This window comes from Nostocoides sp. F2B08 (assembly GCF_009184895.1).
In the GTDB taxonomy this organism is placed as follows: domain Bacteria; phylum Actinomycetota; class Actinomycetes; order Actinomycetales; family Dermatophilaceae; genus F2B08.
The window spans coordinates 459643-475476 of the sequence record NZ_WESE01000003.1 but is presented as its reverse complement, the minus strand read 5'-3'; the positions used below and the strand labels follow the sequence as shown (position 1 = coordinate 475476).

Below are 15834 nucleotides of genomic sequence, written 5' to 3'. Positions count from 1 at the left end.
CGGGGGTGGGGACCGAAGAGACGACGCGTGTTGTCGACCACGTGGTGCTGACGAACTTCAGCGCCCCACGAGCGGAGAGCGTCCCTGCGCCCGATGCCGAGTTGCTCTGGTATCGGCTGGGCTTCTTCTTCGACGCGTGTCTCCCGTCGGTGTCCGGGCAGCGCGGCGCGGACTTCACGTGGCTCGTCTGGTTCGACGATCGGTGTGAGCCCGACTTCCGACAGGAGGTCGAGCGCATCGCGGCTGGCGCCTTCACTCCCGTCTGGGGGCACCGACCGTTCAACGCGATGTCGGTCGCGGACGTCGTGGCGGGCCGAGCCCACTCCCCGTACCTCATCACGACGGTCCTGGACAGCGACGATGCAATGGCTCGGGACTGCCTGGCCACCGTGCGTGCCGAGTTGGGGCGAGAGGAGCGGCTGCTCATCACTTTTCCCGAAGGTCTGATTATCGATCGCACCGGAGGTGTCTTCGCAGCCCGCGACGACAGCGCGCCCGTGCGTTCACTCATCGAGGCTCGCGCGGAAGGCGTCCCGCCGACAACGGTCGTCGGGGTGACCGCCGAGGACGATGTGCCGCAGCGCCGCATCAGCAGGCCGATGTGGATCGATGTTGTCCACGAGGCTGGGCGCGCGGAGATGATCACGTCGCGGCGGGTCCATCCGAAGGTGGTGGCGGACAGGTTCGACATCGACCTTGCCTATGACCAGGAGCTGTCTGGAGCAGCACTCCTCAAAGCCCGCCGGGGTGACTTTCGCAGGCTGGGTCGGAACATCATGCGTGACCCCAGAAGGGGTGCGCTCGCGATCCCGGCGCTGCGTTCTATTCGGTCCGCCTCGTGGATGGCTCAAGGGGCAGTCAACTCGGCTGCGGACTTGCGGGCTCGTCGCCGTGGGACAGCCGGGCTGCACGTCGTGGCGGGGGATCCCGACTCGGTGGTCAGCGGAGACCGAATCGCCGTGCTAGCCGAGTTCTCGCATGAGGACCGGGTCCGTCCATGGGCCCTGGTGATGGCCGGTGCTCTGGCCGCCGCTGGATACCCCTGCCTGCTCGTCTGCTCACGCGAGCGGGGATCAGCAGTCACGGCACCTGACGCAGTGCCTCACGGTGTGGCCATCGTCTCGCGTGCCAACGCCAAGTACGACTTCGGGGCGTGGGCTGCGGCGCTGGATGCCCACCCCGCTCTCACCCAAGCCGGGCACGTGCTCCTGACGAACGACTCCGTCATCGGGCCGCTGCCTTCCGACAGCCCCGGTCTGCGCGCGACGTTGGACCGCGCTGAGGCCAGCCGCGCCCAGGTGTGGGCGGCAACACGTGGAGTCACGGGGGCGGAGCACCTGCAGAGCTACTTCCTCCTGTTCAATGACGGCGCCCTGAGCCTGCCGCCCGTGCGCGACTTCTTCACGACGCTGCCGCGCACAAGAGACCGGATCGACCTGGTGAGAGCCTACGAGCACGGGCTCACCCGGACGTTGGCTGCGGCGTCGATCCGCACAGGGTGGGGGTGGGACCACGCCTCATTCGGGGTGGGCCCGGGGTTCAATCCCTCTTTGTGCTGGCACGAACTGCTGGACGCCGGCTTCCCCTTCGTCAAACGTCGGCTCTTCACCCATCCTCGGTTCGCGGACCAGAGACCGCTAATCATCCAACATGTGCGTGAGCGGTACGGTGTCGACCTCAGCTCAGGGCTGTGACGAATGTCCCAGGGTAATGCCCCAGGGTCGCAGCAAGCCTCCGACGTACTCGGTGAGGCGCGGGCTCATCGGCGATGCCACCAGGCCAGCCGACCTGATCTTGTCCAACTCGAGGGTGCTGTGCCTCGGGCGCGGAGCGAGGCTCTTCCCGGACGCGTACTCCTCGGTCGACACGGGGGAGACCGAACCCTCGGCGCCCACGAGCTCGAAAATCCGCGCGGCGATGTCGAACCACGACTGTGTCGGACCGTCGTTGGTGACGTTGTAGGAGCCGAAGTTCGCCGATGTCCGGACGAGGTGTGCGATGGCGTCGGCGAGGTCGTCGGCGAAGGTGAGCCGCCCATACTGGTCGTCCACGACGGTCGGGCTGATGCCGCGACGGGCGAGGTCGACCATGGTGCGCACGAAGTTCGGCCCCTCGCCGATCACCCAGCTCGTCCTCACGATGTAGTGCCGCTCCCACGTGGCGACGAGGGCGTCACCGGCGGCCTTCGAGGCGCCATAGACGCCGAGCGGTGAAAACGGCTCGTCCTCGCTGTGCACCTCCCGGGTGCCGTCGAAGACGTAGTCGCTCGAGACATGCACCAGCGTCGCGCGATGGCGACGGGCGACCTCGACGAGGCGGCCAACGCCCTCGACGTTCGTCCGCCAGCAGCCGACTCGGCCTTCCGGGGTCTCGGCGGCATCGACCGCGGTCCACGCCGCTGCGTTGACGATCGTGTCCACGTGGTCGAAGTCGAAGGCAGCGACGGACTCGGCGCTGGCGATGTCGAGCTCGGAGCGCGACAGGAACTCGGCCTCGGGGAAGACCGCGCGCAGCGCGCGGCCGAGCTGGCCGTCGCCTCCGACGACGATCGTCCGACCGTGCCGGGGGAGCGGCGTGATGGCGTCGAGGCGCGGGTGGTTCTCGTCGGCCTCCGAGAGCGTGGCCTCGCTCAGCGGAATCGGCCACGGGCAGGCGATCGTCTCGTCGGCGAGGTTGACGAAGGTGTAGCGGTCGCGCGCCTCGGGTGACCAGTGGTCGTTGACGAGGTAGGCATACGTGGAGTCCGGGTCCAGAGCCTGGTAGGCGTTCGCGACGCCGCGCGGCACGAAGACCGCCAGGCCCGGATCGATCTCGGTCGTCACGAGGGTGCCGAAGCCGTCTCCCTCGCGAAGGTCGACCCAGGCGCCGAAAACCCGACCGGCCGCCACGGACACGTACTTGTCCCACGGCTCGGCGTGGAATCCGCGCGTGACGCCCGGCTCGACGTTGTGGCTCATGTTCTCCTGGACCGGACCGAAGTCCGGCACACCGAGCGGGACCGACTTGGCCCGCTGCCAGTTCTCCTTGAACCAGCCGCGAGCGTCCCCGTGCACCGGTAGCCGGACGACGAGCAGGCCGTCGATCGCGGTCCGTTCGACCGTGAGCTCGGCCATCACTGGCCCTTCGCCGCGTAGCGCGCCTCGGTCTCCGCCTTGAGCGGCCGCCACCAGGCCTCGTTCTGTCGGTACCAGTCGATCGTGGCCGCCAAGCCGTCGGTGAAGTCCGTGTAGACCGGAGCCCAGCCCAGCTCGTCGCGCAGGAGCGAGGCGTCGATCGCATACCTCAGGTCATGTCCGACGCGGTCGGTGACGTGATCGTATGCGTCGGCCGGTTCTCCCATGAGCGTCAGGATCGTCTCGACGACGTCCTTGTTCGACCTCTCGCCGTCGGCGCCGATGAGGTAGGTCTGTCCGATCCGGCCGTCCTGGAGGATGCGCCAGACCGCGCTGTTGTGATCGTCGACGTGGATCCAGTCGCGCACGTTGAGCCCCGCACCGTAGAGCCGCGGACGGACCCCGTCGAGGACGTTCGTGATCTGCCGGGGGATGAACTTCTCGACGTGCTGGCGCGGACCGTAGTTGTTCGAGCAGTTGCTGATCGTCGCCTCGACCCCGAAGGAGCGCACCCACGCGCGGACCAGGTGGTCCGACGCGGCCTTGGACGCCGAGTAGGGACTGCTCGGGTTGTATGCGGTGGTCGGCGTGAACTTCGCCGGATCGTCGAGCTCGAGGTCGCCGTAGACCTCGTCGGTCGAGATGTGGTGCAGGCGCGTGCCGTGCGCGCGAACGGCCTGCAGGACGTGGAAGGTGCCGACGATGTTCGTGTCGACGAAGGCTCCCGGTCCCTCGAGGGAGTTGTCGTTGTGCGACTCGGCCGCGAAGTGCACCACGGCGTCGTGCTCGGCGACCAGATCATCGACGAGGCCCGGACGCGTGATCGAGCCCTCGACGAGTGACATGCGCCCCTCGGGGGTGCCGTCGAGGGAGGACCGGTGCCCCGCATACGTCAGCGCATCGAGCACCGTGACGCGGGAGTCGGTGTTCGCGAGAACCCAGTGGACGAAGTTGCTGCCGATGAACCCTGCGCCCCCGGTCACCAGCAGTCTGCTCACGCGACCGACGATACCCAAGGGATTCCGTTGCCTCGGCATCCATGTGCCAGAGTTGGACCATGCGAGGGATCATCCTGGCCGGGGGGACGGGGAGTCGGCTGCACCCGCTGACCCTGGCGACGAGCAAGCAGCTCATGCCGGTCTATGACAAGCCGATGGTCTACTACCCGCTCTCCACGCTGATCTTCGCCGGCATCCGCGAGGTGCTCGTCATCACGACGCCGCACGAGAACGACGCATTCCGCCACCTTCTCGGGGACGGCTCGAAGTTCGGTATCGAGATCTCCTACGCGGTCCAGGACGAGCCGAAGGGCCTGGCCCAGGCGTTCACGATCGGGGCGGACTTCGTCGCGGGACTACCGTCGTGTCTGGTCCTGGGTGACAACATCTTCTCCGGTCCCGGCTTGGGCTACCGGCTGCGGGAGAAGGCGGAGTCCGTCGACGGAGCCCTGATCTTCGGCTACCAGGTCGCCGACCCGCGCGCCTACGGCGTCGTGGAGGTCGCCGAGGATGGGCGCGCCCTCTCGATCGAGGAGAAGCCGCACGAGCCGAGGTCGCACTGGGCCGTACCGGGGCTGTACTTCTACGACGAGGAGGTCGTCGAGATCGCGCGCGGGCTGGCGCCGTCGGCGCGCGGGGAGTACGAGATCACCGACGTCAACCGGCACTATCTCGAGCGCGGGCGGCTGTGGGTGGAGAAGCTGCCCCGCGGGACGGCCTGGCTCGACACCGGGACCTTCGACTCCCTCAACGACGCGAGCAACTACGTGCGGACGATTCAGGCGCGCCAGGGTCTGCAGATCGGCAGTCCTGAGGAGGCGGCCTGGCGGATGGGATTCCTCTCCGATGACGAGCTCGCCGAGACCGCGGAGCGCTACGTCAAGTCCGGATACGGCGAGCACCTGAGCCGACTGCTCGAGCTCGAGCGAACGTCCCCGCCCTGACCCTCCCGCGCCGCGGCGACAGGCCAGAGCGTTGCCGTGACCGGTGCCGCCCTGCAGCGGCACCGGCCACGTTCCCCTCATCCCTGCCTTGCGCAGACCTGCCTCGGGTCTGCGCCGGCAGTGGGCCTCAGCGAAGCGGAATCGCGATCACCTCGCCCGCCCCCGGTGCGACGCTGCCCGTGGTGACATAGGCGGTCTTGCCCTTGATCGCTATGCCGTACGGCGCGAAGAGGCCCTGTGCCACGACGGTGTGCGTGGCCCCGCCACCCTTGGGAATGGCCACGACCGAGCCGATCGGGCCGGTGAGCAGGCCCTCGGTCGACAGCTGCACCGCATACAGCCGGTTGCCCGGGCCGAACGCGAGGTCGGTGACGTTGGTCAGGCCGCTGGCATACACGCTGACCTTGCCCTTCTTGTCGACCTTGTAGATGTTCGCCAACCCCTTCTCGAAGGGGAATCCGGTGAGCTGGCTGACGTACAGCGCGCCGTCGGGCCCCTTGGCGACCGACGTGGGGACGGCCTGCGCGGGGATCTTCGTGCCGGCAGGGAGCCCGAGGAACGGCGGCGCGAGAGCCAGCTGGTCCTGGAAGACCGCGCGCGTCGACATGCGACCCCTCTTCGAGACGTCGACGAGGGTGTTGCCGCCCGCATCGGCGACGACATAGCCGGATCCGTGCCGGATGAAGCCGACCGGGTTGCTGTCCGGGTCGTGGATCGGGTTCGTGCGCGCCTCGTGCTTGGCGATGTCGGCGATCAGGTTCGTCTTCTTCGAACCGATGGTCGCCGAGCGCAGCGTGCCCATGTCCCTCAGGGCCTCCTCGGTCTTGCGCACCGCCGGGTCTGCGCCGAGGCCGACGGTGAAGACGAGCTTCTTCGAGCCCTCGACGACGACGTCGTGGGGGCCGATCGCCTGCGATCCCGCCGGAACCTCCGCGGTGCCCTGGGCGGCGACCGAGGGCAGCTTGGTCAGGACCCGCTGCTGCGTGCCCTTGTGCTTGCCCTTGCCCAGGCTGACGCGGGTGATGGCGCCGGACTTGCCGAAGCAGACGGTGTCTCCCTCGGGGCCGGTCATGCACGGGCCCTCGCCACCTCGACCCGCCTCGGCGACGAAGAGGTCGCCCTTGGGTCCGAAGGACAGCTGACGGGGATTGTCGAGGCCGCTCGCGACGACCTTCCAGTGCTCGTCGGCGGTCGCGGTCGGTGCGACGAACATCGTCGCCACGAGCGCGGTCGAGCCGAGGAGCGGCACGAGAGCCCGGCGCACTCGCCGCGCTGCTGGGTTGGGGTTGATCACGGAGGTTCCTCTTCTGACTGGCGCGGAAGTGGTCGCCCGGCTGGGTGCCGCCTCTCAGAGTCCCACCGCCGGTCGGTGGTGACAAGGGTCACAGCGACCGAGAATCACGCTGTGACCTGCGTACTCACAGGTGCGGGCCGCACGTTTCTTGTACGCCGTGTGACCGGTGGGTCACCCGAGACCGATGAGGCGCAGGAGCGCTGCTGTGACTGCGCCGGCGATGACGACGGTGATGAAGCCGGCTCCCCGCCAGAGCAGGAGTGCGGCCACGACGAGCGCGCCGATGCGGGCGTCGAGCACCAGGGCCGGGCCGTCGGCGACGGTCTGGACGACGATAAGGCCGGCGAGCAGCGCGGCGGGCAGCAGGGTCGAGACCCGCATCGTCCGCTCACCCTCGACGAGCCGGGGCGGGACGACGTACCCGACCGCCTTCGTCGCGAAGGCGAGCGCGCAGGCCACCAGGACCGCGGTCGTCAGGGTCATGGGATCGGGTCCCCGTCCGTGCGCGGGTCCGGCGGGTCGGCGAGGCGACCGGTCGTGCCGCCCCGGATCCCGATCACGACGGCGGCGACCGCGGCGATGAGGACCGGCACCCCGGCGGGCACGAACGGCACCATCACGAGGGCGAGCACCGTCGCGACCGCGGCCGTGAGGCGGGCGTCGGCGGCCTTCAGGCGCGGCCAGAGCAGCGCGAGGAACGCCGCGACCGCGGCTCCGTCGAGGCCCCAGGTCGCCGGGTCGCCGATGACCGACCCGGCGAGCGCGCCGACGAGGGTCATCAGGTTCCAGAACAGGAACACCGCCACGCCGGTGTGCCAGAACCCGAGCCGGGCCGCCTGCGGCTCCGGCTGGGCCAGCCCGACGGCGCTGGACTCGTCGATCGTCAGGTGCGCTGCCGCGGCGGTCCGCACGACAGGGGTATGCGCTGCTCCGGTGAGCAGGAAGCGGCGGGTGCTCAGCGCATACAGTCCGTTTCGGATGCTCAACATGGTCGCGGTGGCGATCGCCGCGGGCGCCGCGGCCAGGCCGCCGGTCCCGACGATTCCGACGAGCGCGAACTGGCTCCCGCCGGTGAACATCAGCGCCGACAGCGCCTGGGTCTGCCAGAGGTTGAGGCCCGCGGCGACCGAGAGGGCGCCGAAGCTGACACCGTAGAGTCCCGTCGCGATCCCGACCGACCACGACTGGCGCAGGACGGCCCGGCGGCGTTCGGGGCTCAGCTCGCCGGTCGGTGCACCCTCACTCATCGCTCTCGGTGGCATCGGCCAGGCTCGCCGCGACGCGGATCTCGCGCACCGTGACGTCCTCGGCGACGCCTCGGTCGCGGTAGGCGCCGTCCGGGTGGAGGTTGGCGTGCGTGAAGAACGCGCGGGTGTCCTCGGCGTCGGCGGGCAGCCAGGCGGTGAACTCGGTCGCGCCGGCCTCGCGGAGGATGTCCGCCGCGGCGTTGAGGAGGCGTGAGCCGTGGCCGCTGCGCCGCCCGAGCGGGTGGACACCGATCTCCATCAGCGACCCGGTGGTCGCCTCGCCGTCGCGGTCCTGGGAGGGGCCGACCGCCGCATACCCGACGACCTGCTCGCCGGCGCACGCGACGAGGAGGGTCCACACTCCCGGCGGGGGACTGGCGAGGGAGCGGCGCCAGACGCTCGCGAAGCCGGCGGAGGTGAACTGCTCGGCGATGTGCGTCGGGACGCGCGGGGCGTACGTCTCCCGCCAGACCGCCTCCTGGACCAGCCCGACCGCCGCCGCGTCGTTCGGCCCGGCCCGGCGCACGCTGGCGTCGGCGAGCGCTCCGTGGGCGTGGTCGCTCATGCTGCGGTCCTCATGCCTCCGATCCTCACACGAGGGCAGGGTCGCGGGCACATCACCCGATTGCTCGGGACCGCCCCTGTCGGCACGTGTCCGTATGCTGGACCCTATGTACGGCAACGACTACGGCCCCACCGATGTGGCCGCACCCGAGTCCCACAAGGACCGGCTGCCGCGACGTGACGAACCCCTGAACGCCGCCGACGCCGCCGCCCTCGACGGATACTTCGACGAGCTCATCGACGCAGACCAGCGCATCGAGCCGCGCGACGCGATGCCCGAGGCATACCGCCAGACCCTGATCCGGATGATGGCCCAGCACGCCCACTCCGAGATCATCGGCATGCAGCCCGAGGGCAACTGGATCTCCCGCGCGCCGTCGCTGCGCCGCAAGGCCATCCTCATGGCCAAGGTCCAGGACGAGGCGGGCCACGGGCTCTACCTCTACTCGGCGGCCGAGACGCTCGGCGTCTCCCGGGACGAGCTCCTCGACCGGCTCCACACGGGTCGGCAGAAGTACTCCTCGATCTTCAACTACCCGACGCTCACGTGGGCCGACGTCGGCGCGATCGGCTGGCTCGTCGACGGCGCCGCGATCATGAACCAGGTGCCGCTGTGTCGCTGCTCCTACGGCCCGTATGCCCGCGCGATGATCCGCGTCTGCAAGGAGGAGTCCTTCCACCAGCGGCAGGGCTTCGAGATCCTCTGGACCCTGGCCCGCGGGACCGACGCGCAGAAGGAGATGGCGCAGGACGCCGCGAACCGGTGGTGGTGGCCGGCGCTGATGATGTTCGGCCCGCCCGACTCCGGCGAGCTGGCGCAGCAGGGCCACACGGCGCAGTCGATGGCATGGGGTATCAAGCGCTTCAGCAACGACGAGCTGCGTCAGAAGTTCGTCGACATGACCGTGCCGCAGGCCGAGCGGATCGGCCTGACCCTGCCCGACCCCGACCTGCGGTGGAACGACGAGCGCGGGCACTACGACTTCGGCGCCATCGACTGGGACGAGTTCTGGCGGGTGCTCAAGGGCGACGGGCCCTGCAACGCACAGCGCCTGGAGCACCGCGTCTCGGCCCACGAAGAGGGTGCGTGGGTGCGCGAGGCGGCCACCGCATACGCCCGCAAGCAGGCCGAGCGCACCCGGGCGGGAGCCGCATGAGCGCGTCCGCGCCCGAGTCGGACGCCTGGCCACTGTGGGAGGTCTTCGTGCGCGCCAAGCGCGGGCTCTCGCACACGCACGTCGGGTCGCTGCACGCCCCCGACGCGGCGCTGGCGCTGCACAACGCCCGTGATCTCTACACCCGCCGCCAGGAGGGCGTCTCGATCTGGGTCGTCCCGGCGTCCGCGATTACGGCGAGCAGTCCCGAGGAGCGCGACGCGTTCTTCGACCCGGCGGCGGACAAGGTCTACCGGCATCCGACGTTCTACGAGGTGCCCGAGGACGTGGAGTACCTGTGAGTGAGGCTCACGCGCCGCTCGTCGCGGCGCTCGCCGACGATGCCCTGATCTACGCCCAGCGGCTGGGGGAGTGGATCAGCCGTGCTCCCCAGATCGAGGAGGACATGGCCCTGGGCAACATCGGCCTCGACCTGCTCGGGCGGGCGAGGTCGTTGTATGGGCTCTTGGGTTCGCTGGACGGGACCGGCCGCGGCGAGGACGACTACGCGTACTGGCGCGACGAGCGCGAGTTCCGGCACGTGCACCTGGTCGAGCAGCCCCGGCACGACTTCGGCCTCGAGATCGTGCGGCTGCTGCTGGTCGCGAGTCTGGACGTCGAGCGGTATGCCGCGCTCGCCTCCTCCGCCGACGTCGAGCTCGCGGGGGTCGCCTCCAAGGCGGTCACCGAGTCGCGCTATCACCGCGACCACGCCCGGCTCTGGACGCTGCGGCTCGGCGACGGGACGTCCGAGTCGCATGATCGGATGGTCTCGGCGCTCGAGCGCGTTGCCCCGTATGTGGACGAGCTGTTCGAGGACACCGCGGTCGAGGTCGCTGCGGCGGATGCCGGCGTCGGCGTGCTGCCGAGCACGCTGAAGTCTGCTGTGATGCGGTTCGTCGAGGATGTGCTGGCCGAGGCGACGCTCGACGGCGTGCCATCGAGCCGGTGGCGCTCGCGCGGCGGCCGGGAGGGCCTGCACTCCGAGGCCTGCGGCTATCTGCTCGCCGAGATGCAGCACCTCGCCCGCTCGCACCCGGGGGCGACATGGTGATGACACGCGCGACTCCACGCGACGGACGGCTCAGCGGTGGGAAAACCCCTGCTTCACCAACGCCGGCCCGTCCCTCGCGAGAGGAGAGTCGGTCGTCCGCGGCCGAGGTCGAGCAGCGGGTCGGGGCGGTGACCGACCCGGAGATCCCGACGCTGTCGATCGGCGACCTCGGCATCGTGCGCGGCGTCGAGGCCGACGAGTCGGCGGGCGCCGTACGGGTGCGGATCACCCCGACCTACAGCGGCTGCCCAGCGATGGAGGTCATCGCGCGCGACATCGTCGACGCGGCCGCCGACGCCGGTTGGGACGCCACCGTCGAGATCGTGCACTCCCCGCCGTGGACGACGGACTGGCTCACCGAGCGGGGGCGCGCCGCGCTCGCCGAGCTCGACATCGCCCCGCCGGGTCCTCGCTCGACCGGTGCGAGCGGTCCGGTGCCGGTGACGATCGGGCGCGCACCGCATACCGAATCGTCTGTGGCCGTTGTCTGCCCGAGGTGCGGGTCGACGGACACCGAGCTCATCGCGCGGTTCGGGACGACGGCGTGCAAGGCGCTGCACCGCTGCCGGGCGTGCGGGGACCCGTTCGACGAGTTCAAGGCGGTGTGAGCGTGAGCCTCCTCCTGCCCCAGACCGGTGGGGCCGCTCAGCGGCACCACTTTCACGACCTCCGGGTCAGCCACCGCGAGCAGCTGACCGAGGGGGCCGTCGCGCTCACCTTCGATGTGCCGGACGAGCTGGCCTCGCTGTTCCTCCGCTTCGAGGCCGGCCAGCACCTGACCTTGCGTGCCGAGATCGGCGGCGAGGACGTGCGTCAGTCGTACTCGCTGTGCCTGTCGCCGGATCGCGCCCGCCGGATGCAGGCGGTGCGCGTCGGTGTCGGCCAGGTGCCCGGCGGGCGGATGTCCTCCTATCTGAACTTTGTTGTGGGAGTGGGGGACACGCTCGCGGTCATGCCGCCGCTCGGGTCCTTCACCGTGCCGTCCGACCCGGGTGCGGCGAAACACCACTGCCTCATCGCGGCCGGCTCCGGCATCACCCCGGTGCTCTCGCACGTCGAGAACATCCTCACGCGCGAGCCACTCTCACGGGTGACGCTCTTCTTCGGCAACCGAGCGACCGCCGACGTGATGTTCCTCGAGGAGCTCGAGGACCTCAAGAACGCGCACATGGGGCGTTTCCAGCTCGTCCACGTCCTCTCCCGCGAGCCGCAGGCCGTGGAGCTGCTGTCCGGACGGATGGACCCGGCGCGGCTGGATCGGCTGTTCCAGGCGTTCGCGCCGGTCGGGTCGGTCGACGAGTACTACCTGTGCGGGCCGTTCGGCATGGTCGAGGGTGCTCAGGAGCTGCTGGCGTCCCTCGGGGTGGACCACGCGCACGTGCACCACGAGGTGTTCCACGTGCCGGTGGACGGTCTGCCGGTGCCGGCCGTCGCGGCGGAGGACGTCGCCGCCGACGCCGTCGTCACGGTGACGCTCGACGGGCGCACGTCGCGGATCGAGATGCACGACTCGGCCGAGTCGATCCTCGCGGCCACGCTGCGGGTGCGCCCCGACGCACCGTACTCATGCACCGGGGGCGTCTGCGGCACCTGCCGTGCGCGCGTCGTCGCCGGCGAGGTCCGCATGGACCGCTCGTACGCGCTGGAGGCCGACGAGATCGCCGCCGGCATGGTGCTCGCCTGCCAGTCGCACCCGGTGACGGACGAGGTGACGCTGACCTACGACGAGTAGCGGGGGTGGCCTCGTCGGGGTTTGACGCGCAGTTCGTGATTACGTAGTTTCGTAATCATGACGGAAGCGCATCGTTTGGCCGAGCTCGAAGCGCGCGTTGACCGACTGGAGCGCTCGATCAAGGCGGCCGTGGCAGCGCGCGAGCCCGACGGCGGCGCGGATCTCGATCCGGACGTGTTCTGGGCGCTCCTCGGGCTCGAGTCCCGGGTGCAGGAGCCGGGCGCGGTGATGATCGTCGGGAGTGCCGCGGCGCCGAGTGGGGTGCGCGCCCGCTGGCAACTGAGCGCCGGTTCGGATGAGCTGCTCGATGAGGACTGGAGCATGCCCGCGACACGGCTCGCTGCCCTGGGTCACCCGGTGCGGCTGCGGATCGCCCAGCAGGTGCTGCGCGGTGTCGACACCGTCCGGGGCCTGACCGCGGTCGAGGGGATGGGGACGAGCGGACAGGTCTACCATCACGTGCGCGAGCTCACCGCGGCCGGCTGGCTGCGCAACCGCGGTAGTCACCTCGAGGTGCCCGCCGAGGTCATGATCCCCCTCCTCAGTGCCGTCCTCGGGGCGCGGCGATGAGGCGGCGGATCGCGGGTCTGTCGACGTGGTGGCTGCGCCTCTTCGTGCTCTCCGTGCTCATCCTCACCCTGGCGGACCTGCCCGGGTGGGTGTCGCTGCTGCCGCTCGTCCTCATCGCCTTGGCACTGGTCCGCCCGCCCAGGGTGGCGGACCCGGAGGCGCGGTGGATCGAGGTACCTGTGCGCGGGCGCTGGGTCGGGTTGAACAGCCCTGCGGACAAGGTGCCCAGCCACGGCGTGCGCGCCTACGGGCAGGAGTATGCGATCGACATCCTCCACCCCGCGGACGACGGCGCGCCGACGACCCTCGGCTGGGGGCTGGGGCTCCGAGAGCCGGAGACGTTCTCCTGCTTCGGCGAGCCCGTCCACGCGGTCGCGGACGGCGTCGTCGTCGCCGCGGACGACCGGCTGGATGACCAGCGGTCCCGCAGCAGCTGGCCTACGGTCATCTGGATGATGACGGTCGGTGCCTTCGTCCGCGAGCTCGCCGGCCCGCGCTTCATCCTGGGCAACCATGTCGTCCTCGACCACGGTGAAGGCGTGTACTCCGCGTATGCCCACCTGCGCCACGGCTCGCTGCGCGTTGCTGTCGGGGGTAGGGTCACGGCCGGGCAGCAGCTCGCCGAGGTCGGCAACACAGGCAACAGCAGCGAGCCGCACCTGCACCTGCAGCTCATGGACCGGGCCGAGGTCAACGCCGCTGCGGGTCTGCCGTTCCGGTGGCGGGGGATCGAGATCAATCAGAGCGAGACCGACCGGGCCGCTGGCTCAGGGGAGTCGACGCCGGTCGTCGAGGGTCTGCCCGCCGCCGGTCAGGTGTTCACGGCACACAGCGGGTGATGGCGGGCGATGGCCCGATCGTGCCCGTCGGTCGGTTGCTGCAGAAGGACCGCCTGAAGGAGTCATCGCGTCGATCGGTGTTTGCCCGCCTGGCGGGTGAGGGGCGGCGATCCCGGTGGACGACCGGTCAGGTCGACACCTGCATCACCTCGACCCGACAGAGCGGGCCGACGGCCTTCGACAGGCGTCGGTCCCCGGTCAGCAGAGTCGTGTCCAAAGCCTCAGCGATGGCGACATAGGAGGCGTCGTACGGGCTCAGGGTGTCGCGAAACTCTCAACATCGCCCGAGCAGTCGCCGGTGGGGCGCCCGCTCGATGGGAATGTTCTCGAGATCCGTCAGGGCGAGGTCTGCCCGTCGCGGAAGGGCCTGGCCCGACCTCGTCAGTCCACGAAGAGCGGAGAGCACTTCGAGGTCGATGAGCTCAGGTGCGGCCAGACGCTTCCCGCGAAGTCGCGAGCGGACGACGTCGCCGTCCGGGCCGTCGTCGACGAGTGCGACGAGGAGCACCCCGGCGTCAATGACGATCACGGTCGGACCGGATGGCGGCCGTTGCCTGCGTGAGCGTGACGGAACCACCCGCTCGAGATCCGGCTCGCTCGAGAACCTCGTCCAGGGTCGGTGCGGATGCCTCCTCGATCAAGCGAGCCAACAGGTACTCATGGAGCGACTGGTTGGCCCGGGTCGCCCGTCGACGGAGTACAGCGTGGGTCTCCTCCGGGACGTTCTTGATCTGGACGCTGGGCATGGCGCCAATATGGCGTCAGAGGCGCCAGGATGCAATCAGTTCACATATCACCTTCATTCGGCAAAAGTGAAGATATTATCTTCATATGCCGGAAATGAAGTCGTTCTCCACATCATCGGGGACATTGGTCGGGGACCTTGTCGGGTCGCGTGACGCGGTGGACCGCAGGGCGCTGCATGCGGCCCTGCTGGAGGCGCTGGCGCGAGTCAACGCCGAGCTCGCCGACGAGGTCGTCGACCCGGTGCGGATCACGGTCGGCGACGAGTTCCAGGGCCGGTTCGCGAGCGTCGGGGCAGCGGTGCAGGCCAGCCTGGTGCTGCGTCTGGCGCTCATGCCGGAGGCCGACGTCCGCTTCGGACTCGGCTGGGGCGACGTGACCGTTCTTGACGTTGACGGGACTCAGGACGGGCCGGGGTGGTGGGCGGCCCGCGACGCCATCGAGTGGGTCGCCGAGACGCAGGGACAGGCGGCGCTGGCGAAGGTGCGCACCGCATACCGGCTGGCGGAGGGGAGCGACGGCCCGGGCGAGCCGGCACTCAACGCCGCGCTGCAGTGTCGGGACCATCTGCTTGGATCGCTGGACGACCGGTCACGACGGATCCTGGGAGGGTTGATGAGCGGACTGACGCAGGTGGAGATCGCCGCCGCGGAGGGGATCAGCCCCTCCGCGGTCTCACAGCGAGTGCGCCGCGACGGGCTCGGCGTGCTCGTCTCGGCCTCGGCCGAGCTTCGGCGGGTGCGATGACGGCAATCGCGATCACGGTGTTCGCGCTCGCGTGCGCCGACCTCGCACGTGCCGGTGACCGGGTGCGCGGGGGGATGTGGCCCGTCGTCACGGCAGCGGTGGCCGCGGTGCTCGGACTCGTGCTGCTCGGTGCGTCCTCGGTGGCGGAGATCCTGCTTGTCCTGTTCGGCGTGGCCGTGGTCGCGGGCTGGGTGCTCACGACCGGGCGGGAGCTGCGGTCGAGGTTCGACTACGCGCTGCCCCTCGGGCTGCTGGCGGCAGGTCTGCTGGTCCAGGTGGTCGCCCTCGGTTGGGTGCCGGCGCGCGAGGACGACGGGCTGCTCGGGGCGTGGGCGGAGCAGGTGCCGCTCGCCGGCGCGATGGTGTCGGCGACGACCGTGCTTCTCGTCGCCGCGCTCATGCTCGCTCAGCTGAGCACGGCCAACATCGTCGTCCGTCTCGTCCTCGCGAGCGTCGGTGCGCTCAAGCCCGCGGGCCAGCCGCAAGCGTCGGACCGGTTGCGCGGAGGTCGCATCCTCGGCCCGATGGAGCGGCTGCTCATCCTCGGTCTCGGCCTGGCCGGGCAGCCGACGGCTGCCGGGCTCGTCATCGCCGCCAAGGGGCTGATCCGCTTCCCCGAGCTGCAGGCCCAGGCGCGCTGGGGTGTGGGCCGGGCTGGGGCGGGCGGCGAGCCCGGCATCGACGAGATCACCGAGTACTTCCTCATCGGCAGCTTCGTGTCCTGGCTGTTCGCGCTCGCCGCCCTGGCGTTCGTCGTCGTGTTCGCCTGAGGCCCACCATTCGGCGCGGTCGAGGGCCGTCGACGTGCGGATGAGAGAGTGAGGGTTACAGGGT

General features: G+C 70.1%; 19 protein-coding genes. 11 read left to right on the top strand and 8 right to left on the bottom strand.

What is annotated here, in order from left to right:
* The first annotated feature begins 5 nt into the window (after positions 1 to 5).
* Positions 6 to 1694 carry a glycosyltransferase gene (locus GA707_RS09640; protein ID WP_152178194.1) on the top strand — a complete coding sequence of 563 codons (1689 nt, stop codon included), beginning with the start codon at positions 6 to 8 and terminating at the stop codon, positions 1692 to 1694.
* On the opposite strand, the gene GA707_RS09635 is transcribed toward GA707_RS09640, so the two are convergent.
* Together GA707_RS09635 and rfbB are read right to left on the bottom strand one after the other, a co-directional pair.
* Entirely contained in the window at positions 1683 to 3113 is a 1431-nt protein-coding gene (locus tag GA707_RS09635) for a sugar nucleotide-binding protein (protein WP_152178193.1), read from the bottom strand. The two genes, GA707_RS09640 and GA707_RS09635, sit on opposite strands and share 12 nt — an antisense overlap.
* On the bottom strand, positions 3113 to 4111 hold the full coding sequence (gene rfbB / locus GA707_RS09630; RefSeq protein ID WP_152178192.1) for a dTDP-glucose 4,6-dehydratase: 999 nt from the start codon (positions 4109 to 4111) through the stop codon (positions 3113 to 3115). Before rfbB ends, GA707_RS09635 begins: the two co-directional genes overlap by 1 nt.
* Positions 4112 to 4170: 59 nt before the next feature.
* On the opposite strand from rfbB, the gene rfbA reads away from it, so the two are divergent.
* Positions 4171 to 5055: a glucose-1-phosphate thymidylyltransferase RfbA gene (gene rfbA / locus GA707_RS09625; RefSeq protein ID WP_152178191.1), complete on the top strand. Its 885-nt coding sequence runs from the start codon at positions 4171 to 4173 to the stop codon at positions 5053 to 5055.
* A 127-nt stretch (positions 5056 to 5182) separates the two neighbouring features.
* Here rfbA and GA707_RS09620 read toward each other — a convergent pair whose 3' ends face one another.
* The 4 genes from GA707_RS09620 to GA707_RS09605 form a co-directional block, all read right to left on the bottom strand.
* Positions 5183 to 6349 carry a ScyD/ScyE family protein gene (locus tag GA707_RS09620; protein WP_152178190.1) on the bottom strand — a complete coding sequence of 389 codons (1167 nt, stop codon included), beginning with the start codon at positions 6347 to 6349 and terminating at the stop codon, positions 5183 to 5185.
* 171 nt (positions 6350 to 6520) lie between these two features.
* Positions 6521 to 6832, bottom strand: a complete 312-nt coding sequence (locus tag GA707_RS09615; protein ID WP_152178189.1) for an AzlD domain-containing protein — start codon at positions 6830 to 6832, stop codon at positions 6521 to 6523.
* Positions 6829 to 7596 (bottom strand): AzlC family ABC transporter permease, encoded by a 768-nt coding sequence (locus GA707_RS09610; RefSeq protein ID WP_152178188.1) that lies wholly within the window; start codon positions 7594 to 7596, stop codon positions 6829 to 6831. The genes GA707_RS09615 and GA707_RS09610 overlap by 4 nt, the downstream gene beginning before the upstream one ends.
* Positions 7589 to 8161, bottom strand: coding sequence for a GNAT family N-acetyltransferase (locus GA707_RS09605; RefSeq protein WP_152178187.1), 573 nt, complete (start codon positions 8159 to 8161; stop codon positions 7589 to 7591). Before GA707_RS09605 ends, GA707_RS09610 begins: the two co-directional genes overlap by 8 nt.
* A gap of 106 nt (positions 8162 to 8267) precedes the next feature.
* On the opposite strand from GA707_RS09605, the gene paaA reads away from it, so the two are divergent.
* From paaA to GA707_RS09570, 7 genes are read left to right on the top strand one after another with little or no spacing between them, the layout of a single operon-like run.
* Positions 8268 to 9317: a 1,2-phenylacetyl-CoA epoxidase subunit PaaA gene (gene paaA / locus GA707_RS09600; RefSeq protein WP_152178186.1), complete on the top strand. Its 1050-nt coding sequence runs from the start codon at positions 8268 to 8270 to the stop codon at positions 9315 to 9317.
* Entirely contained in the window at positions 9314 to 9616 is a 303-nt protein-coding gene (gene paaB, locus GA707_RS09595; RefSeq protein ID WP_152178185.1) for a 1,2-phenylacetyl-CoA epoxidase subunit PaaB, read from the top strand. The genes paaA and paaB overlap by 4 nt, the downstream gene beginning before the upstream one ends.
* On the top strand, positions 9613 to 10368 hold the full coding sequence (gene paaC, locus GA707_RS09590) for a 1,2-phenylacetyl-CoA epoxidase subunit PaaC (RefSeq protein WP_152178184.1): 756 nt from the start codon (positions 9613 to 9615) through the stop codon (positions 10366 to 10368). The genes paaB and paaC overlap by 4 nt, the downstream gene beginning before the upstream one ends.
* Positions 10368 to 10976, top strand: a complete 609-nt coding sequence (paaD, locus tag GA707_RS09585) for a 1,2-phenylacetyl-CoA epoxidase subunit PaaD (RefSeq protein ID WP_152178183.1) — start codon at positions 10368 to 10370, stop codon at positions 10974 to 10976. Before paaC ends, paaD begins: the two co-directional genes overlap by 1 nt.
* 2 nt (positions 10977 to 10978) lie before the next feature.
* Entirely contained in the window at positions 10979 to 12100 is a 1122-nt protein-coding gene (locus GA707_RS09580) for a 2Fe-2S iron-sulfur cluster-binding protein (protein ID WP_226963671.1), read from the top strand.
* Between the two features lie 57 nt (positions 12101 to 12157).
* On the top strand, positions 12158 to 12670 hold the full coding sequence (locus GA707_RS09575) for a helix-turn-helix transcriptional regulator (protein ID WP_152178181.1): 513 nt from the start codon (positions 12158 to 12160) through the stop codon (positions 12668 to 12670).
* Complete coding sequence (locus GA707_RS09570) at positions 12667 to 13509, top strand: M23 family metallopeptidase (protein WP_152178180.1); 843 nt, start codon at positions 12667 to 12669, stop codon at positions 13507 to 13509. Before GA707_RS09575 ends, GA707_RS09570 begins: the two co-directional genes overlap by 4 nt.
* Before the next feature lie 274 nt (positions 13510 to 13783).
* On the opposite strand, the gene GA707_RS21255 is transcribed toward GA707_RS09570, so the two are convergent.
* Together GA707_RS21255 and GA707_RS09560 are read right to left on the bottom strand one after the other, a co-directional pair.
* A complete protein-coding gene (locus GA707_RS21255) occupies positions 13784 to 14038 on the bottom strand; it encodes a type II toxin-antitoxin system VapC family toxin (protein WP_226963670.1) in 255 nt (84 codons plus the stop codon).
* Positions 14025 to 14255 (bottom strand): hypothetical protein, encoded by a 231-nt coding sequence (locus GA707_RS09560; RefSeq protein WP_152178179.1) that lies wholly within the window; start codon positions 14253 to 14255, stop codon positions 14025 to 14027. Before GA707_RS09560 ends, GA707_RS21255 begins: the two co-directional genes overlap by 14 nt.
* Before the next feature lie 85 nt (positions 14256 to 14340).
* Here GA707_RS09560 and GA707_RS09555 point away from each other — a divergent pair, with 85 nt between their 5' ends.
* Both GA707_RS09555 and GA707_RS09550 read left to right on the top strand, forming a co-directional pair.
* Entirely contained in the window at positions 14341 to 15000 is a 660-nt protein-coding gene (locus GA707_RS09555; RefSeq protein WP_152178178.1) for a SatD family protein, read from the top strand.
* Positions 14997 to 15770 carry a hypothetical protein gene (locus GA707_RS09550; protein WP_152178177.1) on the top strand — a complete coding sequence of 258 codons (774 nt, stop codon included), beginning with the start codon at positions 14997 to 14999 and terminating at the stop codon, positions 15768 to 15770. The genes GA707_RS09555 and GA707_RS09550 overlap by 4 nt, the downstream gene beginning before the upstream one ends.
* Positions 15771 to 15834 lie beyond the last annotated feature (64 nt).